Origin of the sequence: Streptomyces sp. NPDC007095 (genome assembly GCF_040634475.1) — a bacterium.
Taxonomy (GTDB): domain Bacteria; phylum Actinomycetota; class Actinomycetes; order Streptomycetales; family Streptomycetaceae; genus Streptomyces.
Window position 1 is genome coordinate 82,938 of sequence record NZ_JBEYFS010000001.1, and the last position, 24,653, is coordinate 107,590.

The 24,653-nt window shown below is 70.3% G+C and carries 22 protein-coding genes; 10 read left to right on the top strand and 12 right to left on the bottom strand.

Going from position 1 to position 24,653, the window contains the following annotated elements; all coding sequences use genetic code 11:
• Positions 1–133: 133 nt before the first annotated feature.
• The 10 genes from ABZ656_RS00480 to ABZ656_RS00525 are packed head-to-tail and all read right to left on the bottom strand — an operon-like array spanning position 134 to position 10,325.
• The gene (locus ABZ656_RS00480; RefSeq protein ID WP_360263004.1) at positions 134–1,633 is read right to left on the bottom strand and encodes an NADH-quinone oxidoreductase subunit N; all 1,500 of its coding nucleotides are present in this window, start codon (positions 1,631–1,633) and stop codon (positions 134–136) included.
• The gene (locus ABZ656_RS00485; protein WP_360263007.1) at positions 1,630–3,207 is read right to left on the bottom strand and encodes an NADH-quinone oxidoreductase subunit M; all 1,578 of its coding nucleotides are present in this window, start codon (positions 3,205–3,207) and stop codon (positions 1,630–1,632) included. Before ABZ656_RS00485 ends, ABZ656_RS00480 begins: the two co-directional genes overlap by 4 nt.
• 6 nt (positions 3,208–3,213) lie before the next feature.
• Complete coding sequence (locus tag ABZ656_RS00490; RefSeq protein ID WP_360263010.1) at positions 3,214–5,205, bottom strand: NADH-quinone oxidoreductase subunit L; 1,992 nt, start codon at positions 5,203–5,205, stop codon at positions 3,214–3,216.
• The gene (gene nuoK / locus ABZ656_RS00495) at positions 5,202–5,600 is read right to left on the bottom strand and encodes an NADH-quinone oxidoreductase subunit NuoK (RefSeq protein WP_054228323.1); all 399 of its coding nucleotides are present in this window, start codon (positions 5,598–5,600) and stop codon (positions 5,202–5,204) included. Before nuoK ends, ABZ656_RS00490 begins: the two co-directional genes overlap by 4 nt.
• Positions 5,600–6,271 carry an NADH-quinone oxidoreductase subunit J gene (locus tag ABZ656_RS00500; protein WP_101400075.1) on the bottom strand — a complete coding sequence of 224 codons (672 nt, stop codon included), beginning with the start codon at positions 6,269–6,271 and terminating at the stop codon, positions 5,600–5,602. Before ABZ656_RS00500 ends, nuoK begins: the two co-directional genes overlap by 1 nt.
• Positions 6,268–7,053, bottom strand: coding sequence for an NADH-quinone oxidoreductase subunit I (locus ABZ656_RS00505; RefSeq protein ID WP_360263015.1), 786 nt, complete (start codon positions 7,051–7,053; stop codon positions 6,268–6,270). The genes ABZ656_RS00500 and ABZ656_RS00505 overlap by 4 nt, the downstream gene beginning before the upstream one ends.
• A 2-nt stretch (positions 7,054–7,055) precedes the next feature.
• Positions 7,056–8,024 (bottom strand): complex I subunit 1 family protein, encoded by a 969-nt coding sequence (locus ABZ656_RS00510; protein ID WP_101400073.1) that lies wholly within the window; start codon positions 8,022–8,024, stop codon positions 7,056–7,058.
• Positions 8,021–9,271, bottom strand: coding sequence for an NADH-quinone oxidoreductase subunit C (locus ABZ656_RS00515; protein ID WP_360263019.1), 1,251 nt, complete (start codon positions 9,269–9,271; stop codon positions 8,021–8,023). The genes ABZ656_RS00510 and ABZ656_RS00515 overlap by 4 nt, the downstream gene beginning before the upstream one ends.
• Positions 9,268–9,921, bottom strand: a complete 654-nt coding sequence (locus ABZ656_RS00520) for an NADH-quinone oxidoreductase subunit B family protein (RefSeq protein WP_360263022.1) — start codon at positions 9,919–9,921, stop codon at positions 9,268–9,270. The genes ABZ656_RS00515 and ABZ656_RS00520 overlap by 4 nt, the downstream gene beginning before the upstream one ends.
• The gene (locus ABZ656_RS00525; RefSeq protein ID WP_075028564.1) at positions 9,912–10,325 is read right to left on the bottom strand and encodes an NADH-quinone oxidoreductase subunit A; all 414 of its coding nucleotides are present in this window, start codon (positions 10,323–10,325) and stop codon (positions 9,912–9,914) included. The genes ABZ656_RS00520 and ABZ656_RS00525 overlap by 10 nt, the downstream gene beginning before the upstream one ends.
• A gap of 499 nt (positions 10,326–10,824) precedes the next feature.
• On the opposite strand from ABZ656_RS00525, the gene ABZ656_RS00530 reads away from it, so the two are divergent.
• From ABZ656_RS00530 to ABZ656_RS00550, 5 genes are all read left to right on the top strand, one after another.
• Positions 10,825–12,000: a sensor domain-containing protein gene (locus ABZ656_RS00530; protein WP_360263025.1), complete on the top strand. Its 1,176-nt coding sequence runs from the start codon at positions 10,825–10,827 to the stop codon at positions 11,998–12,000.
• Between the two features lie 215 nt (positions 12,001–12,215).
• A complete protein-coding gene (locus ABZ656_RS00535; protein ID WP_360263028.1) occupies positions 12,216–13,571 on the top strand; it encodes a sensor domain-containing protein in 1,356 nt (451 codons plus the stop codon).
• Positions 13,572–14,219: 648 nt separating this feature from the next.
• Positions 14,220–14,879, top strand: coding sequence for a response regulator transcription factor (locus tag ABZ656_RS00540; RefSeq protein ID WP_360263284.1), 660 nt, complete (start codon positions 14,220–14,222; stop codon positions 14,877–14,879).
• Between the two features lie 305 nt (positions 14,880–15,184).
• Positions 15,185–17,116 carry a 2-oxoacid:acceptor oxidoreductase subunit alpha gene (locus ABZ656_RS00545; RefSeq protein ID WP_101400068.1) on the top strand — a complete coding sequence of 644 codons (1,932 nt, stop codon included), beginning with the start codon at positions 15,185–15,187 and terminating at the stop codon, positions 17,114–17,116.
• Positions 17,109–18,188 (top strand): 2-oxoacid:ferredoxin oxidoreductase subunit beta, encoded by a 1,080-nt coding sequence (locus tag ABZ656_RS00550; protein ID WP_101400067.1) that lies wholly within the window; start codon positions 17,109–17,111, stop codon positions 18,186–18,188. The genes ABZ656_RS00545 and ABZ656_RS00550 overlap by 8 nt, the downstream gene beginning before the upstream one ends.
• 82 nt (positions 18,189–18,270) lie before the next feature.
• Here the strand turns inward: ABZ656_RS00550 and ABZ656_RS00555 are convergent, their stop codons facing one another.
• Positions 18,271–18,690: a helix-turn-helix domain-containing protein gene (locus ABZ656_RS00555; protein ID WP_101400066.1), complete on the bottom strand. Its 420-nt coding sequence runs from the start codon at positions 18,688–18,690 to the stop codon at positions 18,271–18,273.
• 89 nt (positions 18,691–18,779) lie between these two features.
• On the opposite strand from ABZ656_RS00555, the gene ABZ656_RS00560 reads away from it, so the two are divergent.
• The 4 genes from ABZ656_RS00560 to ABZ656_RS00575 all read left to right on the top strand — a co-directional run bounded on the left by ABZ656_RS00560 (position 18,780) and on the right by ABZ656_RS00575 (position 22,568).
• Positions 18,780–19,634, top strand: coding sequence for an SDR family oxidoreductase (locus ABZ656_RS00560; protein ID WP_360263033.1), 855 nt, complete (start codon positions 18,780–18,782; stop codon positions 19,632–19,634).
• A gap of 186 nt (positions 19,635–19,820) precedes the next feature.
• The gene (gene rarD, locus ABZ656_RS00565; protein ID WP_101403671.1) at positions 19,821–20,822 is read left to right on the top strand and encodes an EamA family transporter RarD; all 1,002 of its coding nucleotides are present in this window, start codon (positions 19,821–19,823) and stop codon (positions 20,820–20,822) included.
• 210 nt (positions 20,823–21,032) lie between these two features.
• The gene (locus ABZ656_RS00570) at positions 21,033–21,491 is read left to right on the top strand and encodes a VOC family protein (RefSeq protein ID WP_360263036.1); all 459 of its coding nucleotides are present in this window, start codon (positions 21,033–21,035) and stop codon (positions 21,489–21,491) included.
• A 129-nt stretch (positions 21,492–21,620) separates the two neighbouring features.
• Positions 21,621–22,568, top strand: coding sequence for a M28 family metallopeptidase (locus tag ABZ656_RS00575; protein WP_360263039.1), 948 nt, complete (start codon positions 21,621–21,623; stop codon positions 22,566–22,568).
• A 95-nt stretch (positions 22,569–22,663) separates the two neighbouring features.
• Here the strand turns inward: ABZ656_RS00575 and ABZ656_RS00580 are convergent, their stop codons facing one another.
• Entirely contained in the window at positions 22,664–23,899 is a 1,236-nt protein-coding gene (locus tag ABZ656_RS00580; RefSeq protein ID WP_360263042.1) for a tetratricopeptide repeat protein, read from the bottom strand.
• 202 nt (positions 23,900–24,101) lie between these two features.
• Here ABZ656_RS00580 and ABZ656_RS00585 point away from each other — a divergent pair, with 202 nt between their 5' ends.
• Positions 24,102–24,650 carry a DUF6668 family protein gene (locus ABZ656_RS00585; protein WP_360263288.1) on the top strand — a complete coding sequence of 183 codons (549 nt, stop codon included), beginning with the start codon at positions 24,102–24,104 and terminating at the stop codon, positions 24,648–24,650.
• Positions 24,651–24,653 lie beyond the last annotated feature (3 nt).

Consider the following 24,653-nt stretch of genomic DNA (forward strand, 5'->3'; position numbering starts at 1 on the left):
CAGGGGAACCCTTTGCTTGCTGAAGCCTTGCGTCCACTCTTCAGTGGACCCTCCCGTACTGGTCAACGCCAGGCGGGGAGCACTAGTTCCCTTGTGCGGGCGGTGGCGCGCGTAGGCCGTGCGGGTGACGGTGTCAGAACAGGCCGGTGGCCGAGAAGCGCAGGACCAGCTGGGGTGCTCCGGAGAGGGCGATGCCCAGGACTGCCGTCAGGGCGATCGCGGCGGTCAGTGGGGCCGGGACGCGGTGTTTCTCGGGCTCGCCCTCGGGGGCACGGAAGAGCAGCGTCGTCCACTGGAGGTAGTAGAAGAGCGCGATCACGACGTTGACGGCCATGATCACGGCCAGCCAGCCGAGCCCGGCGTCGACGGCCGTCGAGAAGACGGTGACCTTCGCGAAGAGGCCGATGATGCCCGGCGGCAGCCCCGCGAGGCACAGCAGGAAGAAGCCGAGGAGGAGGGCCGAGAGGGGGCGCGACGCGTACAGGCCCCGGTAGTCGCTGATGCGGTTCAGGGGGCTTGTACGGGCGACGAGGGCGGCCACGGCGAAGGCGCCGAGGTTCACGGCCGCGTACATCAGGGCGTACGCGACGGTGGAGCCTACGGCCTTGCCGGCGTCCTTGGAGTAGCCGGCGGACGCGATCGGGACCAGGAGGTAGCCGGCCTGGCCGACGGAGGACCAGGCGAGCAGGCGGACCGCGCTGTACGCGCGCGTGGCCTGCTGGCGCAGGGCGCCGACGTTGCCGACGGTCATGGTGAGGGCGGCCAGCGCGGCGAGTGCTGGGCCCCAGACGTCCGCGTACGAAGGGAGGGCGACGACGGTGACGAGGATCAAACCGGAGAAGCCGACCGCTTTGCCGACGACCGACAAGTAGGCGGCGATCGGCAAAGGCGCCCCCACGTAGGTGTCGGGCACCCAGAAGTGGAAGGGCACGGCGGCCGTCTTGAAGGCGAAGCCGACGAGGGTGAGGACGACGCCCGTCTGGGCGAGGGTGTGGAACTGTCCGTCGACGTGCTGGATCTTGTCCGCGATCTGGGTGAGGTAGAGGGTGCCGGTCGTCGCGTAGACGAAGCTGACGCCCATGAGGCTCACGGCGGTCGCGGTGACGGAGGACAGGAAGAACTTCAGGGCCGCCTCGGAGGACTTCTTGTCGCCGCGTTTGATGCCGACGAGTGCGAAGGCGGGCAGTGAGGCGACTTCGAGGGCGACGATGAGCGTCGCGAGGTCGCGGGAGGCAGGCAGCAGGGCGGCGCCCGCGGCCGAGGAGAGCAGCAGGAACCAGAACTCCCCTTCGGGGAGTTCCTTGTTGGCGTCCTTCAGGGCCGTGACCGACAGCAGTGCTGCCAGGAGCGCGCCGCCGAGGACCAGGAACTGGATGACGAGGGTGAAGCGGTCCGCCGTGTAGCTACAGGCGTGCGCCTCGCCCGTCAGACAGAAGGTGGCGCGGTCGCCGTCCAGGAGGGGCAGCAGCATGAGCGCGGACGCGGCGAGCCCCGCCACCGACACCCAGCCGAGTACCGCCTTCTTGTCCTCTCCGATGAACAGGTCGGCGACGAGCACGACAAGTCCGACGACCGCGGTGAGGGTGGGCGGCGCGATCGCGAGCCAGTCGACGGACTGGACCAGGGAGCTCATCGGGTGCCTCCTGCGAGGAGCTGCTGTACGGCCGGGTCGGTCAGGCCGAGGAGGGCCTTGGGCCACAGACCGGCGACGACGGTGAGGGCGACGAGCGGCGTCCAGGCCGCGAACTCGTAGCTCTGGACGTCGGCGAGCTTCGGCGCCTCCTGCCGCGGGGTCTCGCCCATGCACACACGGCGTACGACGACGAGCATGTACGCGGCCGTGAGCAGCGTGCCGAAGGCGGCGATCGCCATGAACGTCAGATACGCGGGGCGGCTGAGGTCGGCGGCGGGTTTGAACGCGCCGAACAGTGCCAGCATCTCGCCCCAGAATCCGGCGAGGCCCGGGAGCCCGAGCGAGGCGACGGCGGCGAAGGCGAGGAGGCCGCCGAGACGTGGAGCCTTGCCGTAGAGGGCGGCACCGGTCTCCTCGGCGAGGGTGTCGAGGTCGGTGGTGCCCGTGCGGTCCTTCAGCGCCCCGACGAGGAAGAAGAGAAGTCCGGTGATGAGGCCGTGGGCGATGTTGGCGAACAGCGCGCCGTTCACGCCGGTCGGGGTCATCGTCGCGATGCCGAGCAGGACGAATCCCATGTGGCCGACGGACGAGTACGCGATGAGCCGCTTGAGATCGCCCTTCGCGCCCTGTTTCGCGAGGGCCAGGCAGGCCAGGGATCCGTAGATGATCCCGACCACGGCGAAGGCGGCGAGGTAGGGGGCGAAGGTGTGCATGCCGTCCGGCGCGATCGGCAGCAGAATCCGGACGAAACCGTACGTACCCATCTTCAGCAGTACACCGGCCAGCAGGACCGAGCCGACGGTGGGCGCGGCGGTGTGGGCGTCCGGCAGCCAGCTGTGCAGCGGCCACATCGGCGTCTTGACCGCGAGCCCGATTCCGATCGCCAAAACGGCGATGACCTGCACGGATGTGGTCAGCGACCGGCCGTTGTCAGTGGCGAGTGCCACCATGTCGAATGTGCCCGCCTTGATTCCGATCAGGAGCAGGCCCAGCAGCATGACGACCGAACCGAGCAGCGTGAAGAGGATGAACTTCCAGGCCGCGGCCTGGCGCTGCGCACCGCCCCACCGGGCGATGAGGAAGTACATCGGGATGAGCACCGTCTCGAACGCGAGGAAGAACAGCAGCAGATCGAGGACGGCGAAGGTCGCGAGGGTGCCGGCCTCGAGGACGAGCAGCAGTGCGACGAAGGCCTTCGGGGTCGGCCCCGCGGGCATCTTGAAGTAGCTGTAGAGCGCGCAGAGGAAGGTCAGCAGCGCGGTCAGGACCAGAAGGGGGAGGGAAATGCCGTCGATGCCGAGGTGGATCCGCACGTCGAGTGCGGGGATCCAGCTGATGTCCGTCGTGGCCTGCATCTTCGACGGGTGGTCATGGTCGAAGCCGAGCGCGAGGACGATCGCGGCGATGAGCACCACGCCGGTGACGATCACACCGTGCCGCAGCACGGCCTGGTCCGGCGACTTTCCCTTCATTCCGGGCGGCGCGGGCAGGAGAGCGGCGGCGGCCCCGATGAGCGGCCCTACGACGATCAACGCGAGAAGAATCTGCATCACGGATTCACTGATATCGATCACGCCTGCTCACGCTCCCGTGGCGACGAGGAGGGCGGCGACCACCAGGACGACGGTGCCGGCGAGCAGCGCGCTCACATAGGTCTGCACATTGCCGGTCTGCGCGCGCCGTACGGCGGCACCGAGCAGGCGGGGTAGGGCGGCGGCACCGCGTACGTAGGTGTCGACGACCTCACGGTCGAGGAACCGGACGAGTGTGGCTCCGGCCTGGACGGGGCGGACGAACAGCACGTGGTACACGGCGTCGAGGTGGAAGCCGACGGCCGCGTGCCGGTGCAGCGGGCCGAGCAGCAGCCGTCCGGGGTCCGCCGGATCGGGGGCGTAGGCCATGTCTCCGAACGCGGGTGCGTGGCTGGCGATCGCCTCCGCCTCGACCCGCGCGGGCTCGGCGTCGGGGTGGGCCACGACCGCGCCCATCGGTACGCGGGGAGCCAGCGCGGTGGCATGCCGCCAGGCGCCGTAGGTGACGATCCCGCCGACCAGGGCGAGCCCCGTGCCGAGGACGGAGGTGGTGAGGACCGGTGTCAGGTCGCGGCCGTCGAACCAGCCGGGCAGCGCGCCGTACGCGAGCCCGAAGGCGAGGGACGGGACGGCGAGCACCCAGAGCACGACCGTCATGCTGCGTGGTTCCTTGCCGTGGTCGGGGGCCTCGACGCCCCGGCCGTGGAAGGTCAGCAGCCACAGCCGGGTCGCGTACGCGGCGGTGAGTACGGCGGTGACCAGACCGGCGATGAGGACGATCCAGCCCGCGGAGCCGGGGGCGTGCTCGGTGTGACCGGTGGCGACGTGCTCGGCCGCGCCGAGGACGGCCTCCTTGGAGAAGAAGCCGCTGAACGGCGGGATCGCGGCGAGCGCGAGCAGCGCCACGGTCATCGTCCAGTAGGCGTCGGGGACGCGGGATCGCAGGCCAGTCATGCGGGACATGACGGCCAGCGAGTTGGTGCCGGAGGCGTGGATGATCAGGCCGGCGGCGAGGAACAGCAGCGCCTTGAAGGCGCCGTGGGACAGGAGGTGGAAGACGGCGGCACCGCGGTCGCCGACGGCGAGGGCGCCGGCCATGTAGCCGAGCTGGCCGATCGTCGAGTATGCGAGCACACGCTTGATGTCGTCCTGGGCGAGTGCGGCGAGTGCCGAGCCCGCCATCGTGACGGCGGCCATGACGGCGAGGACCACCATCGCGGCCGAGGAGGCCTGGAAGACGGGGAGGAGCCGGGCTACGAAGTAGATACCGGCGGCGACCATCGTCGCGGCGTGGATCAGGGCGGAGACGGGTGTCGGGCCCGCCATCGCGTCGGGCAGCCAGGTGTGCAGCGGGAACAGCGCCGACTTGCCCGCCACGCCGGCGAGGAGCAGCAGGGCGACCAGCGTCGGATGGTGCAGTCCGCCGCTCGCGACGGTGCCGAGGACCGTGGTGATGCGGAAGGACCCGGCGTCGGTGCCGAGGGCGAACAGACCGATGAGGAAGGGGACGTCGCCGAGTTTGGTGACCAGGAAGGCCTTGATCGAGGCGGCACGGGCCTCGGGGGTCTCCCAGTAGTGGCCGACCAGGAAGTACGAGCAGATGCCCATGACCTCCCAGCCGACCAGGAGCACGATCAGGTCGCCGGAGTAGACGACGAGCAGCATCGCGGAGGTGAAGAGGGAGACGAGAGCGGCGTACGAGGGGTAGCGCGGGTCGTTGCGCAGGTAGCCCGTCGAGTAGATCTGCACGCAGGAGGCGACGACGCCGACGAGTACGGCGACGAGAGCGGCGAAGCCGTCGATGTGCAGGGAGAGTTCGATCGGGACCGAGCCGGTGGGCGTCAGTTCGGTGGCCGCGTTGATGGCCTGGCCGCCGCCCTGGCGCACGGCGACCAGTACGGCGAGGACGAGCGAGGTGAGGGACGGGAGTACCGCGAGGGGGCGGACGTAGCCGGGGGCCGTGCGGCCGAGGAGGAGTCCGGCCGCGGCGCCCAGGAACGGAAGGAGGGGGACGAGGACGGCGAGGGTGGTCGTGGTCACGCGGTGGCCTCAGCCTTCTCGTCTCCCGTGACGGGGGCTTCTTCGGTGCCGTCGCCGTGGGAGCCGTCCGGGGCGGGGCCCTCGGCGGTGTCGCGGAGCTTGTCGATGTCCGAGGTGCCGCGGCCCCGGTAGACGGCGAGGACGATCGCCAGGCCGATGCCGATCTCGGCGGCCGCGATGGCGATGGTGAACAGGGTCAGGGCCTGGCCGGAGTGGAGCGTGTCGCGGGCGGTCCTGGAGAGCCAGACGTCGAAGGCGACGAGGTTCAGGTTGACGGCGTTGAGCATGAGCTCGACGGACATCAGGACCAGGATCGCGTTGCGGCGCGCGAGGACGCCGTACAGGCCCGTGCAGAAGAGGAGGGCGGAGAGCACGGCGGGATAGGCGAGGTGCATCAGCGGGTCCCTTCCCTCTCGCTCCGGCGGCTCTGGGCACCCGCGGGGGAGGCGGTGCCCGCGGGGGTGGTCGCGTCCGCAGTGGTGGTCGCGTCCGCCTTCGCCTTGCGGGAGAGGACGATCGCGCCGACGAGGGCGGCGAGGAGGAGGACGGAGAGGGCCTCGAAGGGGAGGACCCAGTTCTGGAAGAGGCTCGCTCCGGTGACCTCGGTGGAGCCGGCGGCGGGGCCCTTCAGGTCGACCCAGGTGGTGCGGAAGGCGTCCACGACCACCCAGACAAGGGCGGTGGCCGCGGCGACGGCCACGGTGAGGGCGGCCCAGCGGTTGCCGGAGTCGGCGTCCGGGGAGCGGCCGATCGGCGCCTTGGTGAGCATCAGACCGAACAGAAGGAGGACGACGACGGAACCGACGTAGATGAGGACCTGCACCCAGGCGATGAACTCGGCCGTGAGCAGGAGGTACTCGACGGCGAGGCCGCCGAGCGCCATCACCAGCCACAGGGCGGCGTGTACCAGCTGCTTGGTGGTGACGGTGACGATCGCCGCGCCGAAGGTGACCAGGCCGACGAGGAGGAAGGCGATCTCGACGCCCGTCGGGGAGAGGAAGCCATGGCTTTCGGCGGCGGTGGTCGTGGCCCGCGCCGCGGCGGCCGTGGCTGCTGCGAGGCTCACGACGCACCGTCCTGCGGGTCGGAGGGCTTGGAGGGCTTGGAGGGCTTGGAGGGCTTGGAGGGCTTGGAGGGCTTGGAGGGCTCGGGCGTGCCCGCGGTCGGGCCCGGGGTCGTGCGTGTGGTCGGGTCCGCGGTCGTGCCTGTGGTCGTAGGCGTGTCCGTGGCCGGGGGTTCGGGCTGGACAGCCTGGTCGGCTGTCTGCGCCGCGAGTTCGGCTGCCTCGGCTGCCGTGGCTGCCTCGGCGGCGAACTTGTCGGCTGTTTTGCGGGCGGCGGCCAGTTCCTTCGGTTCCTCGGCGCCGGGGTCGAGGGCGGGCGGGGCCGGAACCGTCCACATCCACTCGCGGAGCTTGTCGCGCTCGTGGGTGAGTTCGTGGATGTCGGTCTCCGCGTACTCGAACTCCGGGGACCAGAACAGCGCGTCGAAAGGACAGACCTCGATGCAGATACCGCAGTACATGCACAGGGAGAAGTCGATCGCGAAGCGGTCGAGGACGTTGCGGCTGCGCTCGCGGCCACCGGGGGCGGCCGGCGGGACCGTCTCCTTGTGGGAGTCGATGTAGATGCACCAGTCCGGGCACTCGCGGGCGCACAGCATGCAGACCGTGCAGTTCTCCTCGAACAGGCCGATGACGCCGCGGGAGCGGGGCGGGAGTTCGGGCTGGGCGTCCGGGTACTGCGCGGTGACGGTCTTCTTCGTCATCGTGCGGAGGGTGACGGCCAGGCCCTTGGCGAGTCCGGAGCCAGGAATGCGGGGACGGGTGGGCGGGAGAGGCTCGGCCATGGTTACGAGATCACCACCTTGACGATGCCGGTGAGGGCGATCTGGGCGAGAGAGAGGGGGACGAGGAGGGTCCAGGAGAGTTTCTGGAGCTGGTCCTCGCGCAGGCGGGGGTAGGTGACGCGCAGCCAGATCACGACGAAGGCGAGGAGGGCCGTCTTCAGGAGGGTCCAGACCCAGCCGAGGCCGTCGGCACCCCACGGACCGTGCCAGCCGCCCAGGAAGAGGACGGTGGTCAGACCGCACAGGACGACGATCCCGGCGTACTCGGCGAGGAGGAAGAGCGCGAAGCGCAGGCCGGTGTACTCGGTGTACGCGCCGAAGATGATCTCCGAGTCGGCGACGGGCATGTCGAAGGGCGGGCGCTGGAGTTCGGCGAGGCCCGCCACGAAGAAGACGACCGCGCCGACGATCTGCCAGGGCACCCACCACCACTCGAAGGCGGCGACGATGCCGGGCAGGGAGACCGTGCCGGCCGCCATCGCGACGGAGGCGGCGGTCAGCAGCATCGGGAGTTCGTACGCGAGGAGCTGGGCGGCGGTGCGCAGGCCGCCGAGGAGGGAGAACTTGTTGGCCGAGGCCCAGCCCGCCATGAGCGAGCCGAGGACACCCACGCCCATCACGGCGAGAACGAAGAAGATGCCCGCGTCGACGACCTGGCCGACGGCGCCCTCGCCCGGGCCGATCGGGATGGCGAGAAGGACGAGAAGGTACGGGAGGAGGGCGACGGCCGGGGCGAGCTGGAAGATACGGCGGTCCGCACCCGCGGGGACGATGTCTTCCTTCTGGGCGAACTTCACGCCGTCCGCGACGAGTTGGGCCCAGCCATGGAAGCCGCCGGCGTACATCGGGCCGAGGCGGCCCTGCATGTGGGCCATCACCTTGTGCTCGGTCTGACCGACGATCAGGGGGAACGTCAGGAACACCACGAAGACGACGAGGAGGCGTACGGCGACGTCGAGAGCGTCGTTCACTGCGTGCCTCCGGTTGGGTTTCTGGGGGTGGGGTCGTCTGGGGTGAGGTTTTCGGGGGTGGGGTCTTCGGGGGTGGGGGTGGAGCCAGGGTCCGAGTCGGAGTCCGAATCGGCGGACGCCGGGGGTTTCGCGGTGCCCTCGGGGTCGGGACTCGGGGCGGCTGCGGGCTCCGGGGTGGCCCCCGGCTCCGAGTCCGAACTGGATTCCTGCTCCTGCTTCGACTCCAGCTCGTGCTTCGGTTCCTGCTCCTGCTCCTGCTCCTGCTCCTGCTCCTGCTCCTGCTCCTGCTCCTGCTCCTGCTTCGGTTCCTGCCCCTGCTCCTGCTTCGGTTCCTGCTCCTGCTCGTCGAACGCAGGGCGGGCGTGGTGCCAAGGGGCATCGGAGCTGCGCGGCGCCGCGGGCCTTGCTGGTGCGGCGGCAGCGGGCGGCTCGGTGGCCTGTGTCCTTTGCGTCGCCGAGCCCTGGCTCGCGCTGCGCGCCCGGCGAGGAGGTGTCGGGGCCTGCGCACCGGCAGCGGCAGTAGTAGTTGCCGTGGTGGCACCAGCGGCGGGATCGGTCCCCGTGCCGCCGCCGGTGGTGGCCTGGCTTGCCGAGCCCTCGCCCGCCGTGCGGGCCCGCCGCACCGGGCGGTCGCCGGCGGCGCGGGCCGCTCCGCGCGCCGGGCGGGCGGGGGCCGGAGGGAGCTGGCCCTTCAGGGGACCCCATTCGTTGGGGTCGGGGACGCCGGGCGGAAGCATCTGGCGGCGCTTGGGGCCACCGTGATCGGACTCCCCCGGCTCCTTCGCCCCGGGCCAGGCCTTGGCCACGCGGGCGGCGAGGACGAAGTCCTTGCGGAGGGGGTGGCCTTCGAAGCCCTCGGGGAGAAGAAGGGGGGCCAGGCCCGGGTGGCCCTCGAAGGTGACGCCGAACATCTCGTGGGTCTCGCGCTCGTGCCAGCCGGCGCCGGCGTACACGGAAACCGCCGTCGCCAGGACGGGTGTCGAGTGCGGGACGGTCGTACGGACGAGGAGGCGGCGCACGGGAGACAGGGCCACCACGTGCGCGGCGACGCGGAAGCCCGTGCCGGGTTCGTCGACGGCGCTCAACCAGTCGAAGTAGGTGCAGCCCAGCGAGTCGCGCGCGGTCTCCAGGGCGGGGAGCCAGGCAGTCGGCGGTACGTCGACCGTCAGGACCTCGTACGACTCCTCGGCCGTGGCCTCCGGGCCGAAGAGTTCCTCGACGGGGGCGGGGAGCCAGCCGACGGTCATCGGTCCTCCCCCACGGCGGGCGGACGCACCAGGTCGCTCTGGAGGGCGGCGGCCGACGGACGCGGCGAGGAGCTGTAGCGCTCCCCCAGCGACTCCCGGGCGATCTTCTCCTGAAGCTTGAGGATGCCCTGGAGCAGCGCCTCGGGGCGGGGCGGGCACCCGGGGACGTAGACGTCCACCGGGATGATCTGGTCGACGCCCTTGGTGACGGAGTAGGAGTCCCAGTAGGGGCCGCCGCAGTTGCTGCACGCGCCGAAGGAGATGACGTACTTCGGCTCGGGCATCTGCTCGTAGAGGCGCTTGACGGCGGGGGCCATCTTGTCCGTGACCGTGCCGGAGACGACCATCAGGTCGGCCTGGCGCGGACCCGGTGCGAACGGGATCACGCCGAGCCGGATGAAGTCGTGCCGGGCCATCGATGCGGCGATGAACTCGATCGCGCAGCAGGCGAGGCCGAAGTTGAAGACCCAGAGCGAGTAGCGGCGGCCCCAGTTCAGAACCACCTTCATCGGCTCCGGAGCCAGCCGGGAGAGCACGCCGAGCCGCTTCGGCTCGGGAAGCAGCACCGGCTCGGGAAGCAGCACGGGCTCGGGCAGCGACGCCTGCTCGGAGGTCGTCGAGGGGGTCACGTCCGAGGGGGTCACGTCCATGTCAGGACGCCCTTCTTGTATGCGTACAGCAGGCCCACGGCCAGGAAGCCGAGGAAGATGAACATCTCCACGAGGGTGGCCGCGCCGTAGCCCGGCGCGGCGAAGACGGTCGCCCAGGGGAAGAGGAAGATCGAGTCGACGGCGAAGATGACGTAGAGGAAGGCGTAGACGTAGTAGCGGACCTGGGTGTGGGCCCAGCCCTCGCCGACGGGGTCGACGCCGCACTCGTACGTCAGGAGTTTCTCGGGGGTCGGGACCACCGGCCGCAGCAGACGGCCCGCCCCGAAGGCGACGGCGACGAAGAGCACGCCGACGACGACGAGCAGTCCGACGACCGAGTACGACTGGAAGTAGCCCGCCGCGACGACGGCCCCGGTTGCCGTGACAACGGTCGGTTCCGGCACGTCAGCCCCTCACTCCCTGACCTCGTTGCGCCCGGCGCGCGCCCCGTCGCGCACGCTGTGATGCGCCCCGTTCGACGATCTGTACGGACGGGAGTCTAGGGCCTGCTAAAGAGACGGTAAGCAGCCCGTCACGCATTGGCTATCGGGGACATGTCAGGGACTCGTCCGCCTTGCCCGTCGCCGGGTTCCCACACTCGCCCGGCTCACGTGTCACCGGGTTCCCGTCCGCACCTCGCGGTCACTACCCATTTCACCTCGCGAGCACATCCAGGTACACCGCGCGGCGGCGTTCGCTTTCACCTCAAGGGGTGGGGTTTTCCCCAGTGGATCGTGGCGGTCGACCTCATGGCGCCGCGGCTCGCCGCCGGGCAGGCTAGCGAATATGACCGAACGCATCATCCCTGTCGGCCCCCTCGGCCCGTCGGACACGCCGCAACCCTCGGACCCGTCGGACACGCCGCAAGTCTCGGACATACCGGGTCTACCAGATGCATCAGACATGCCAGACGATTCGGCCGACAGTGAGCGGCTGCCTCCCCCACGCTTCGCCCTCGGCCGGCAGACCTGGAAGGAGATCGCGCACCTCCTCGCCAATCTGCCGGTCTCGGTCTTCGGCTTCGTGTACGTCGTGACGCTCATCTCCACGGGCGCGGGGCTGGCCGTGACGGCGATCGGGCTGCCGCTGCTCGCGGGCGGGCTGCGGGGCACACGGCTGCTGGGCCGGATGGAGCGGGCACGGGCGCGCAAGCTGCTCGGCGTGCGGATCGACGAGCCGAGCCCGATGCCGGTGCGCGGGACGGGCTTCTTTCCCTGGTTGTGGTCGAGCCTGCGGGACCCGGTGGCCTGGCGGACGGTGCTGTACGACTTCATCCGGCTGCCGTGGGGCATCGTCACCTTCACGGTCACGCTGACGTCGTTGTTCCTACTGTGGCCGGTGCTGCCGTTCCTCGCGCGGGGGCTGACGAACGTGGACCGGGCCATGGTGCGCGGGCTGCTGTCTCCCTCGGACGAGTTGGAGCGGCGCATCGCCGAGCTGGAGTCGGACCGGGGGGTCGTGGTCGACACGGCAGCGGCGGACCTGCGGCGCATCGAGCGGGATCTGCACGACGGGGCGCAGGCGCGGCTCGTCAACCTCGCGATGGGGCTCGGTCTGGCCAAGGAGAAGCTCCTCGAGGGCCAGGCCGACGAGACCGTCGCGGCCATGGTCGACGAGGCGCACGGCGAGGTGAAGCTGGCGCTGCAGGAGCTGCGCGATCTGGCCCGCGGCATCCATCCCGCGGTCCTCACCGACCGGGGCCTCGACGCGGCGCTGTCGTCGGTCGCCTCGCGCTGCACCGTGCCGGTGAAGGTGACGGCCGACCTCCCGACGAGACCGGCCGCCGCCATCGAGGGCATCGCCTACTTCACCGTGTCCGAGCTGTTGCAGAACGTCAGCAAGCACAGCGGGGCGCGCTCCGCGTCCGTCGACGTGTGGCGGTCGGACGAGCGGCTGCTCATACAGGTCCAGGACGACGGGCGCGGCGGGGCCGCCCTCGACGGCGGTACGGGGATGGCGGGGCTCGCGGACCGGCTGGGCGCGGTGGACGGGCTGTTCGTCGTCGACTCACCGCCCGGCGGCCCGACCACCATCACGGCGGAGCTGCCTTGGCGGGACCGGGGGGACGGTCGGGGCTGACGGGGCGAGTGGGACGGGCGGGACCGGTGGACGGGCCTCGGCGGGCGCGGCCCCTGCGTTCTGCGTAGGGGCGTCGGGCTCCGGGTGGCGTCGGGCTCCGGGGTAGGGAAAACCCCCGTCCCAAGACGCCGACCCGCTCCATGGTCGGGAAGAGCCGGGGACATCAGGGTGGGAGTACGAGCCGACGAGCAGGACGAGTAGAACGGACGACACCGATGGCGACGGAGTACGGACAGGGGTACGGGTACCCGAGCGGGCCCGGATTCCACGGGGCGGGTGCCGAGGAGCGGCGGCACCGTCTCCCGGCACCGCTGCGGGCGCCGATCGAGGCGCGCAGCTGGCGCGAGTTCGGCTATGTGATGTCGGGCCTGCCGGTCGGCATCCTCATGTTCACCTTCGCCGTCACGATGTTCTCGCTCGGCATGGGGCTGCTGGTCACCTTCCTGGGGATCCCGGTGCTCGCCGCGGCCCTCGCCGGCGTCCTCGGGTTCGGCGCGCTGGAGCGGGCGCGGGTGCGCGGGTTGCTCGGGATCGAGGTGGCCGCGCCGGAGCCCCTGCGGGTGCGCAAGCACGGGGCGATGGCGTGGATGGGGGCGATCCTCAAGAACGGTTCGGCGTGGCGGCATCTGCTGTACTCGGTGGTGCAGTTCCCGTGGTCGGTGTTCTCGTTCGTGGTGACCCTGAGTTTCTGGGTGTACGGCTGGGCGATGCTGACGTATCCGCTGTGGTTCTGGCTCTTCCCCGTGTACGGCGGGCAGGGCGGCCTCCAGCTCTACGGTGACGACACACACCGCATCTACCTGGACAACCCCTTCGAGATCACCGTCACCGCGCTGCTGGGGCTGCTGATCACGATGGCCACGCCGTGGATCGTGCGGGCGCTGACCACGGTGGACCGGGTGATGGTGGCGGGGCTGCTCGGGCCGTCGCGGCTGGCGAGCCGGGTGGTCGAGCTGGAGTCGGACCGGGGGGTCGTGGTCGACACGGCAGCGGCGGACCTGCGGCGCATCGAGCGGGATCTGCACGACGGGGCGCAGGCGCGGCTCGTCAACCTCGCGATGGGGCTCGGTCTGGCCAAGGAGAAGCTCACCGAGGATCCGCGGGCGGCGGCGCGGATGGTGGACGAGGCTCACGGTGAGGTGAAGACGGCGTTGCAGGAGCTGCGGGATCTGGCGCGTGGGATTCATCCGGCCGTGCTGACCGATCGTGGGCTGGATGCGGCGCTGTCTTCCGTGGCCTCGCGGTGCACCGTGCCGGTGCAGGTGGACGTGGATCTTCCCGCTCGGCCGGCGCCGGCGATCGAGGGGATCGCGTACTTCACCGTCTCAGAGCTGCTGCAGAACATCAGTAAGCATGCGCGGGCGACGCGGGCCATGGTCGATGTGTGGCGGGTCGAGAACCGGTTGATGCTTCAGGTTGTCGACGATGGTGTGGGTGGGGCCGATGTTTCCGGTGGGTCCGGGCTTGCGGGGCTGGCGGAGCGGCTCGATGCGGTGGACGGGGTTCTGGTGGTGGACTCTCCTGTGGGTGGGCCCACTCGGATTACTGCGGAATTGCCCTGGCGGGGGTGAGCGGGGGCGCTGGGCGGGGTGTTTCTCGCCCCCGCCGCCCCTACCCGTCCCATCCCCGGGGTTCCACCCCACCCGCGGCTCCGCCACCCGCACACCCCACCGGGGCACGGCCCCGAACCCCGCGCGGCTCCGCCCTGCACCCCACCACGGACGTCACCTCCGGCCCCCAGGGGGCTCCGCCCCGGCTGCTCGCGGGCCCGCCCGAGCCCACCCCCCCTCGCGGGCCCGCCCGAGCCCACCCCCCCTCGCGGGCTCCCCGAGCCCCACAGCTGGGCCCTGCCTCTGCACCCCACCAAGAGCCCTTACGAGGCGGCACGCCCCCAGGGGCTCCGCCCCGCCCGCCCCGCCAAGGCCTCCTCCCCTCAACGGGCCACGCCCCCTGCTCCTCACTCCCCCACCAGCCCGAAATCCCCGCCCCTCGCCCCTCGCCCCTCGCCCCCCCCAAAAAAAACCACCCGGAGCCAAAAGTGCGCCCCCCGTATTCCCCCCTTCCTCTTCCCCCTGATTCCCCTTGATTCCCGTTGATTCCCCTTGTCCTTGGCGCAGGGTGATCCGAATGCTGGGATGCTGTGGACTGACGTATGAGCGGGGACGCTGCCGGCGTGGGTCGGGGAATGGTGTGGGGGGCCGAGAATCGTGGAGGACAGGGTGCGGGTGGTCATCGCCGAGGATTCAGTGCTGCTCAGGGAGGGCCTGACCCGGTTGTTGACCGACCGCGGGCACGACGTAGTGGCCGGTGTCGGAGACGGCGACGCGCTGATCAAGACGATCACCGACCTGGCGGCCCAGGACTCGCTGCCGGACGTCGTGGTCGCGGACGTACGGATGCCGCCGACGCACACCGACGAGGGTGTGAAGGCGGCCGTACAGCTGCGCAAGCAGCACCCCGGGGTGGGGGTGCTGGTGCTGTCGCAGTACGTGGAGGAGCGCTACGCCACCGAACTGCTGGCCGGTTCGACCCGTGGCGTCGGCTACCTGCTCAAGGACCGCGTCGCGGAGGTGCGCGAGTTCGTGGACGCGGTGGTGCGGGTGGCCCAGGGGGGTACCGCGCTGGACCCGGAAGTGGTCGCGCAGCTGCTCGGGCGCAGTCGTAAGCAGGACGTACTGGCCGGGCTCACCCCGCGGGAGCGGGAGGTCCTAGGACTTATGGCCGAGGGACGCACCAACTCGGCGATCGCGCGGCAGCTCGTGGTGAGTGACGGGGCGGTCGAGAAGCACGTCAGCAATATCTTCCTGAAACTCGGACTTTCCCCGAGCGACGGCGATCACCGGCGTGTTCTCGCAGTCCTCACCTATCTGAACTCCTGAGGGGCTGACACTGGGTCAGCCGAGCGGAATCGCCCTCGAAGGACACTCGAAGGACAGGGTGCGCCCGACACGGCACCAGAGCGGCGCGAGACCGGCACGAGAACCGAAGGATGAGGTAGAAGCGTCTTCCAGAGGAGCGTCGGGGGCGAGTAAGTCATGACAAGTCAGGGCGTCGATCCGTCTCAAAATGGTGTCCATCATGCGAACGGCCGAGGGAAGGCGACCCTTACAGACGTAGGGTTGGTCCTGGGAAGGCCTGCGGGAAGGCCGTTCCCAGACAGCCGCCTCGAAGGAGGTCCAGTTAAGTGACCAGCCAGGTCAGTAGCCCAGCGGAGCAGGCCGACGAAGCCGTCGTAGGAGAACAGCGCAAACCGGCGGGGGCAAAAGAGACACGCCGGCTCGACCGGGTGATCATCCGGTTCGCGGGTGACTCCGGTGATGGAATGCAACTCACCGGCGACCGCTTCACCTCCGAGACGGCGTCCTTCGGCAACGATCTTTCGACGCTGCCGAACTTCCCCGCCGAAATCCGAGCGCCCGCAGGCACACTGCCGGGCGTTTCTTCATTTCAGCTGCATTTCGCGGACCATGACATCCTCACGCCCGGTGACGCGCCGAATGTGCTGGTGGCCATGAATCCGGCGGCACTCAAGGCGAACATCGGTGATGTGCCGCGCGGCGCGGAGATCATCGTCAACACGGACGAGTTCACTAAGCGGGCGATGGCGAAGGTCGGTTACGCGGCCAGCCCGCTGGAGGACGGTTCGCTGGACGCGTACGCCGTCCATCCGGTCCCGCTGACGACGATGACGGTCGAGGCGCTCAAGGAGTTCGAGCTGTCCCGCAAGGAGGCCGAGCGCAGCAAGAACATGTTCGCGCTGGGCCTGCTGTCCTGGATGTACCACCGGCCCACCGAGGGCACCGAGAAGTTCCTGCGGACCAAGTTCGCGAAGAAGCCCGAGATCGCCGCCGCCAACATCGCCGCGTTCCGGGCGGGCTGGAACTTCGGCGAGACGACCGAGGACTTCGCGGTCTCCTACGAGGTCGCCCCGGCCGCCAAGACCTTCCCGACCGGCACCTACCGCAACATCTCCGGGAACCTGGCCCTGTCGTACGGCCTGATCGCCGCCTCCAAACAGGCGGACCTGCCCCTCTACCTGGGCTCCTACCCGATCACCCCGGCCTCCGACATCCTGCACGAGCTGAGCCGGCACAAGAACTTCGGCGTGCGCACCTTCCAGGCCGAGGACGAGATCGCGGGCATCGGCGCCGCCCTGGGCGCGGCCTTCGGCGGCTCCCTCGCCGTCACCACCACCTCCGGGCCGGGCGTGGCACTGAAATCGGAGACCATCGGGCTCGCGGTCTCCCTCGAACTGCCGCTCCTGGTCATCGACATCCAGCGCGGCGGGCCCTCCACGGGTCTGCCGACGAAGACGGAGCAGGCGGACCTGCTCCAGGCGATGTACGGGCGCAACGGAGAGGCCCCGGTCCCGGTGGTCGCCCCGTGCACACCGGCCGACTGCTTCGACGCCGCCCTGGAGGCGGCCCGGATCGCCCTCATCTACCGCACCCCCGTCCTCCTCCTCTCCGACGGCTACCTGGCCAACGGCTCCGAGCCGTGGCGGATCCCTGAGGTCGACGAACTCCCGGACCTGCGGGTGCAGTTCGCACAAGGTCCGAACCACACCCTGGACGACGGCACCGAGGTGTTCTGGCCGTACAAGCGCGACCCGGGGACCCTGGCCCGCCCCTGGGCGATCCCGGGCACACCGGGGCTCGAGCACCGCATCGGCGGCATCGAGAAGCAGGACGGCACGGGCAACATCTCCTACGACCCCGCCAACCACGACTTCATGGTCCGCACCCGCCAGGCGAAGATCGACGGCATCGACGTCCCGGACATCGAGGTCGACGACCTGTCCGGCGAGGCCGACACCCTGGTTCTGGGCTGGGGTTCGACGTACGGACCCATCACCGCGGCGGTACGGCGGCTGCGGGCGGCCGGGGAGAACATCGCGCAGGCCCATCTGCGCCACCTCAACCCGTTCCCCCGGAATCTCGGCGCGGTGCTGAGGCGTTACGAGAAGGTGGTGATCCCCGAGATGAACCTCGGCCAGCTCGCCACGCTCGTCCGGGCGAAGTACCTGGTCGACGCGCACTCCTACAACCAGGTCAACGGCATGCCGTTCAAGGCCGAACAGCTCGCCACGGCGCTCAAGGAGGCCATCGATGGCTGAGACGACCACAGGAAGCGCGGACACGATCGAGGCGCTCACTCTGGTGCCCAAGGCCGAGGCCAGGCAGTCCATGAAGGACTTCAAGTCCGATCAGGAAGTGCGCTGGTGCCCCGGTTGCGGTGACTACGCGGTCCTGGCCGCCGTGCAGGGCTTCATGCCCGAGCTCGGCCTCGCCAAGGAGAACATCGTCTTCGTGTCGGGCATCGGCTGCTCGTCCCGCTTCCCGTACTACATGAATACGTACGGCATGCACTCCATCCACGGCCGCGCGCCCGCCATCGCGACGGGGCTCGCCTCCAGCAGGCGGGACCTGAGCGTGTGGGTGGTGACCGGTGACGGGGACGCCCTCTCCATCGGCGGCAACCATCTGATCCACGCGCTGCGCCGCAACGTGAACCTGAAGATCCTGCTGTTCAACAACCGGATCTACGGCCTCACCAAGGGGCAGTACTCGCCGACCTCCGAGGTCGGCAAGATCACCAAGTCGACGCCGATGGGCTCGCTGGACGCGCCTTTCAACCCGGTGTCCCTGGCCATCGGCGCGGAGGCGTCCTTCGTGGCCCGGACCGTGGACTCCGACCGCAAGCACCTCACCGACGTACTGCGGCAGGCCGCCGCCCACCCGGGCACGGCGCTGGTGGAGATCTACCAGAACTGCAACATCTTCAACGACGGTGCTTTCGAGGTCCTCAAGGACAAGCAGCAGGCCGAAGAGGCGGTGATCCGCCTCGAACACGGGCAGCAGATCCGCTTCGGCGCGGACCGCGCCAAGGGTGTCGTACGGGATCAGCTGACCGGTGACCTGAAGGTCGTCGCCGTCACCCCGGAGAACGAGGCACAGATCCTGGTCCACGACGCCCACTCCGCGTCCCCGACCACGGCCTTCGCGCTCTCCCGGCTGGCCGACCCGGACACCCTGCATCACACCCCGATCGGCGTTCTGCGCTCCGTGGAGCGGCCGGTCTACGACACTCAGATGGCCGAGCAGCTCGACACGGCCATCGAACAGAACGGCAAGGGCGACCTGGCGACGCTCCTCGCGGGCGGGGACACCTGGACGGTCGTCGGCTGAGCGAGCCAACCGTTCGAGACGTTCTTCGAGACGTTCTTCGAGACGTTCTTCGAGACGTTCTTCGCGACGTTCTTCGCGACGTTCAAGAAGTTCCAGGGGCCCGGGTGGCTGACGCCCGGGCCTCGTCGTACGCGTGGCGGGACTTCTCGACGTCGTCCATCCGGTCCTTGGTCCAGACGGCCAGCGCGCGCACCTGCTCTGCGGCCTCGCGGCCCAGTTCCGTGAGCGAGTAGTCGACACGGGGCGGGATCACGGGCTTCGCGTCACGGTGGACCAGACCGTCGCGCTCCAGGGTCTGGAGAGTCTGGGTGAGCATCTTCTCGCTGACCCGGCCGATCGCCCGGCGCAGCTCACTGAAGCGGTAGGGGCGGTCGAGGAGCTCGATCAGCACGAGCACGCCCCAGCGGCTGGTGACGTGCTCCAGGACGAGGCGGTACGGGCACATCGCCTCGCCGGTGTCGTACCTGGAGACGGCCGCGGGCGCTTTTGCACTTACTCCCATGCCAGTACCTTACTTCAAAGTGGGTACTTTCGCAGAGTTAGCGCACCTCCTAGGGTTAGTGGCAGACCCACCCCACAAGGAGCTAAGTCATGAGCATCGTCGTCACCGGAGCCACCGGACACCTCGGCCGCCACGTCATCGAGGGGCTACTGGAGAAGGTTCCGGCCGGCCAGATCACCGCCGTCGTCCGCGACGCGGCGAAGGCCGCCGGCTTCGCGGCCCGCGGTGTGAAGATCGCGGTCGCCAACTACAACGAGCCCGAGACCTTCGGGACCCTCTTCACCGCCGGTGACAAGGTGCTGCTCATCTCCGGCAACGAGTTCGACAAGGGCCGCGTGGCCCAGCACCAGGTCGTCCTGGACGCCGCCAAGGCCGCCGGGGTCGCACTCTTCGCGTACACCAGCGCCCCGGGCACCCTCACCGCCGCCCTCGCCGACGACCACAAGGGCACCGAGAAGGCGATCCTGGAGTCGGGTGTGCCCTACGCCCTGCTGCGCAACGGCTGGTACAACGAGAACTACACCGAGAACCTCGCCCCGGTTCTCGAGTACGGGGCCGTCACCCAGGCCGCCGGCGACGGCAAGGTCGCCTCCGCCGCCCGCGCCGACTACGCGGCCGCCGCCGTGGCCGTACTGACCGGCGAGGGCCACGAGAACAAGACGTACGAGCTGAGCGGCGACACCGCGTGGAGCTTCGCCGAGTACGCCGCCCTGGTGGCCGAGCAGTCCGGCAAGGAGATCGCCTACAACGCCGTCTCCGTCGAGGCGCTCACCGGCATCCTGACCGGCGCCGGACTGCCCGGCCCCCTCGCCGCGATCCTGGCGGGCGTCGACGCGTCCATCGAGAAGGGCGAGCTCGCGGGCACCAGCGGTGACCTGTCCCGGCTGACCGGCCGCCCGACCACGCCGGTCGCCGAGTCGATCGCGGCGGCGCTGAAGGGCTGACTCCCCCTCGGGCCCCGGCACCGTCGCCACCCGCACCCCCGACTGTCATGACCGTATAGCGATACGGGCATGACAGTCGGGGGTGCCCGGCGCTACCTTCTTGGAGGCTGCGCGGGAGCAGCCGTGCGAGAGGGAGGGCCGGTGGCCGTGCAGCAGGCGAAGAATTCGATGGGTGCGACCGGCTCCATGAGTTCCAGTGGCCCAGTCGGCCCGACACGGCCCCGGACATCCAAGGCCGAGCAGCGCATCGGGCTCTTGAACGGGTTCGCCGCGTACGGCATGTGGGGGCTCGTTCCCCTCTTCTGGCCGCTGTTGAAGCCGGCCGGGGCCCTGGAGATCCTCGCCCACCGGATGGTGTGGTCCCTCGCCGTGGTCGGCGTCACCCTGCTGGTGATGCGGCGCTGGGCCTGGCTCGGCGAGTTGCTGCGACAGCCGCGCAAGCTGGCGCTGATCAGCGTCGCGGCGGCCGTGATCACGATCAACTGGGGCGTCTACATCTGGGCCGTGAACAGCGAGCACGTCGTCGAGGCGTCCCTCGGCTACTTCATCAACCCGCTCGTCACCATCGCCATGGGCGTCCTGCTGCTGAAGGAACGGCTGCGCCCCGTGCAGTGGGCGGCGGTCGGTGTCGGCTTCTCCGCGGTGCTCGTCCTCACCATCGGGTACGGCCGGCCACCGTGGATCTCCCTCACCCTCGCCTTCTCCTTCGCCACGTACGGGCTGGTGAAGAAGAAGGTCAACCTCGGCGGGATCGAGTCGCTCGCCGCCGAGACGGCGATCCAGTTCCTGCCCGCGCTCGCCTATCTGCTGTGGCTGGGTTCGAGCGGGGGCGCGACCTTCGGCACACAGGGTGCGGGGCATGCGACGTTGCTCGCGGCGACGGGCGTGGTGACCGCGCTTCCGCTGGTCTGTTTCGGCGCGGCCGCGATACGGGTGCCGTTGTCCACACTGGGGCTGTTGCAGTACCTCGCCCCGGTGTTCCAGTTCCTGCTCGGCATCCTCTACTTCCACGAGGCCATGCCGCCGGAGCGGTGGGCCGGGTTCGCGCTGGTCTGGCTCGCGCTGTCGCTGCTCACCTTCGACGCGCTGCGGACCGCGCGGCGGGCGGCTCGGGCACTCAAGGCCGGGGCCGTCGGGGGTGCCGTTGCCGGCGTGCGGAGTGCCGCCGCCGTGGACGCCAAGTCGTAGAGTTTCGCCCCGGCCGTCCCTACCCCCGCGCGTCTGGAAACCTCGGGGGGTCCGGGGGCCGGGGGCCGGGGTCTGGGGTCCGGGGTCTGGGGTCCGGGGTCTGGGGTCCGGGATCCGGGATCCGGGATCCGGGGTCTGGGATCCGGTGTTCGAGGGGCACCTGCGCGAATCCGTTGCACGCTCGGTCACGCAACCACTATGAGTGGCTGCATGACGCCTACGCCCGTGCACTGGAAGCTGGTCATCGACGCCACCGACCCGCACGCCCAAGCCGACTTCTGGGCCGCCGCCCTCGGTTACGAGGTCGAGGACAACAGCGCGCTCGTCGAACGACTGCTGGGCCTCGGTGCCCTGCCGGCCGAGGCCGCCGTCGACTTCCACGGCCGCCCGGCCTTCCGGGATCTGATCGCCGTACGGCATCCGGACGACCCGTACGACAAGGAGCGCGGCATCGGGCTCGGGCGGCGCCTGCTCTTCCAGCGCGTCTCTGAACCGAAGACCGTCAAGAACCGGCTCCATCTCGACCTGCACCCGGGCGAGGGCCGACGCGCGGACGAGGTCGCCCGGCTGGAGGGGCTGGGCGCGGACGTGCTGCGGCACGTGAAGGAACCGGCCGGCGAGTGGGTGGTGATGGCCGACCCGGAGGGGAACGAGTTCTGCGTGCAGTGAGCATCGCTCGACCCGGCGGCCCGGGTCCGCTATGCGAACCACCCTGACCGGATTGCGCTCTTGACGGAACGTCAGCCTCAGAAACACCATCAGGCACCTCTTTCCCACAAGGAATCCGGAGCCCCCCACATGAAGCTCTCCGTTCCCGGGCGTGCCACCGGCGCTGTCGTCGTCGCGGCCGTCACGCTCCTCACCACCGGCGCGATAACCGGCGCGGCGCCCGCCCCCACCGCCGCGGCCGCCGCACCCGACATCCCCGTGGCCAACGTCAAGGCCCATCTCGCACAACTGCAGTCCATCGCCACCGCCAACGGCGGCAACCGCGCACACGGCCGCACCGGTTACAAGGCCTCCATCGACTACGTGAAGGCGAAGCTGGACGCGGCCGGATTCACCACGACCCTCCAGCAGTTCACGTCCTCCGGCCGCACCGGGTACAACCTGATCGCCGACTGGCCCGGCGGCGACACCAACCAGGTCGTCATGGCGGGCTCCCACCTCGACAGCGTGACCGCGGGGCCCGGCATCAACGACAACGGATCCGGCTCCGCCGCGATCCTGGAGACCGCGCTCGCCGTCTCCCGGGCCCAGTACCAGCCCACCAAGCACCTGCGCTTCGCCTGGTGGGGCGCGGAGGAGCTGGGGATGGTCGGCTCGAAGTACTACGTGAACAGCCTGTCCTCCGCGAACCGGGCGAAGATCAGCGACTATCTGAACTTCGACATGATCGGCTCGCCGAACCCCGGCTACTTCGTCTACGACGACGACCCCACGATCGAGAAGACCTTCAAGGACTACTTCGCGGGCGTCGGCATCGCCACGGAGCCCGAGACCGAGGGCGACGGCCGCTCGGACCATTCCCCCTTCAAGAACGTGGGCATACCGGTCGGCGGCCTCTTCAGCGGCGCCGACTACATCAAGACGGCCGCCCAGGCCGCCAAGTGGGGCGGCACCTCCGGCCAGGCCTTCGACCGCTGCTACCACGCCTCCTGCGACACGGCGTCCAACATCGACGACACGGCGCTGAACCGGAACGCGGACGCGCTGGCGCACGCCGTGTGGACGCTGTCCTCCTAGGCTCCTAGGACTCCGTGGGAGCTGCCTGGGGGCTCCGTGAGGGCTCCGTGGGGGCTGCCTGGAGCCTTCCTGCGGGGCCCCGTCTCCCAGCCCTCCTAGGGCGTGTACGGGTTGTCCGCCAGGGACCGGACCCGGGCCCGGTCCGCGAGGCGGGTCATGCGGGTGCGGGCCGAGTCGAGCTGTTCGAGGTCGTCGGCCGCGGGGCCGCCGTCGGCCACGAGTTCGGTCCACAGCGTGATCAGGTCCTGCCCCAGGTTCAGCCCCTGCACGGGGTCGCGGACGGCGCGCCAGGCCGCGGCGGCGCTCTGTACGTTGCCGTACGCGGCGTCGGGGTCCTGGTGCCGCCTGCGGACCCGGGCGAGGTCGAGGGAGAGGTGGAACGCCCGGAGCGGGTCACCGGCCAAGTAGGCGATGTACGAGGTCAGCTCACGCAGCCGCAGCACCTCCGGGTGCTCGGGGCCCAGTGACCGCGCCGCGTCCGCGCCGACCCGCTCCGCCATCCCCGTGGCCTCTTCGATCCGGCCCGTCTTCACGGCCTCGTTGATCCGCGCCACGGGCTCCACGAGGAACGCCGCGCCCTCCGTCTCCTGAACCGGTGCCAGCACCGACTCGGCGACGGCGTCGAAGCCGCGCGCGGGAGTGGGCTTCGGTTCCGGCTCCGGCTCGGGGTCCATGAGGGACATGGCCTCCATCGCGGGGACCGGACGCTCAGGAGTCAGCCCCACGGGCGGCGGCCCGAACTCGCCCGTCGGAGCCACCGCGACGCCGGGCGTGGCATCCCGCGTCGGCTCCGGCAGCGCCCGCAGCACATGCGTCGCCGCGGCCCCGGGCAGGGGCTGAGGCTCCGACACCGGCATCGGCCGCGGCGCGGGCTGCGGCTCCTCCACGGCCCGCACCACGTGTGTCGCGCTGTCCCGCGGCGGAACCGGAGGTACCGGCGGCGGCGCGGGGGGAGCCGCGGGCATCGCGGGAAGGGATTCCTGTACCCCGGGCACCTCGGCCGGCGGCCCCACCCGTACCGGCTCGCCCGCGTACCGGCTCGACCCGTCCCCGTACACCTCCAGCGGTACGACGAAGCCGATCCGTTCGTCGTGGACGGTGGCGAGGACGGAGTGACCGACGGCGAGGGCGAGTCCGTGGAGGTGGTTCAGGACGGCGGCCTGGACGGTCTCGCCGGGCACGACGACGACCGGCACACCGCCGACCGTGGCGGCGCCCCCGCTTTCCCCCGCAGGCACGGGGACCCACACCTCCAGCGGGCCGGCACCGGGGCCGACCGCCGAGCGCTGCCGCTTGGATTCCCGCTTCTGTTCGCGGCTGAGTCGAGACATCGATTCCCTCACTCGGGTCGTACTTCCATGCGTCGACCTTGCCTCAAGATCCGGTCGGGTACATACAGTCAAGTCTCTCGGCTCACCACCGCTGCATGCGTCACTACGACGTCACAGGCTCGTAAGAGTGGCCGACAAAAAAGGATGACGGTCGGTGACGGCCGATGACCGACAACGGACGGCCGAGGAGAGTGGTCAGGTGATGCAGGGCAGCACGCGGCAGGGGACGGAGGGGCCCGAAATCTGGCTCCGCGGGCCGGTCGCCGACACGGTGGAACCCACTCGGTGGCCCGAACCCGCCGGGGGCGAACCGGGCCACCTCGCCGTCGGCCCACGACGGTTCGCCTGGGTCGCGACGCACGGCGGGGCCGGCACCACCACACTCGCCGCGGTCTTCGGCGGCCATGACGCCGGGCGGAACTGGCCCCGGCCCGACCAGGGAGAACCGGGGTCGGTGCTCCTCGTCGGACGTACGCACGCGACGGGACTGGACGCCGTCTCGCACACCCTGGACACCTTCCGCCGGGGCGAGGCGCCCCCGGGGCTCGACCTCGACGCCGTGGTGCTGGTCGCGGACGCACCCGGACGGCTGCCCCGCCCACTCGCCCAGCGCGTCAAGGTGATCGATTCGATGATCGACGTGCATCAGGTGCCGTGGATCCCGGCGTGGCGCATCGGTGACCTCGCCTCGCCGCCGCCCCGCGAAACGGCCGCGCTGGCCCGCCTGACGGGCGCCGCGCGTCTGCTCTGACCC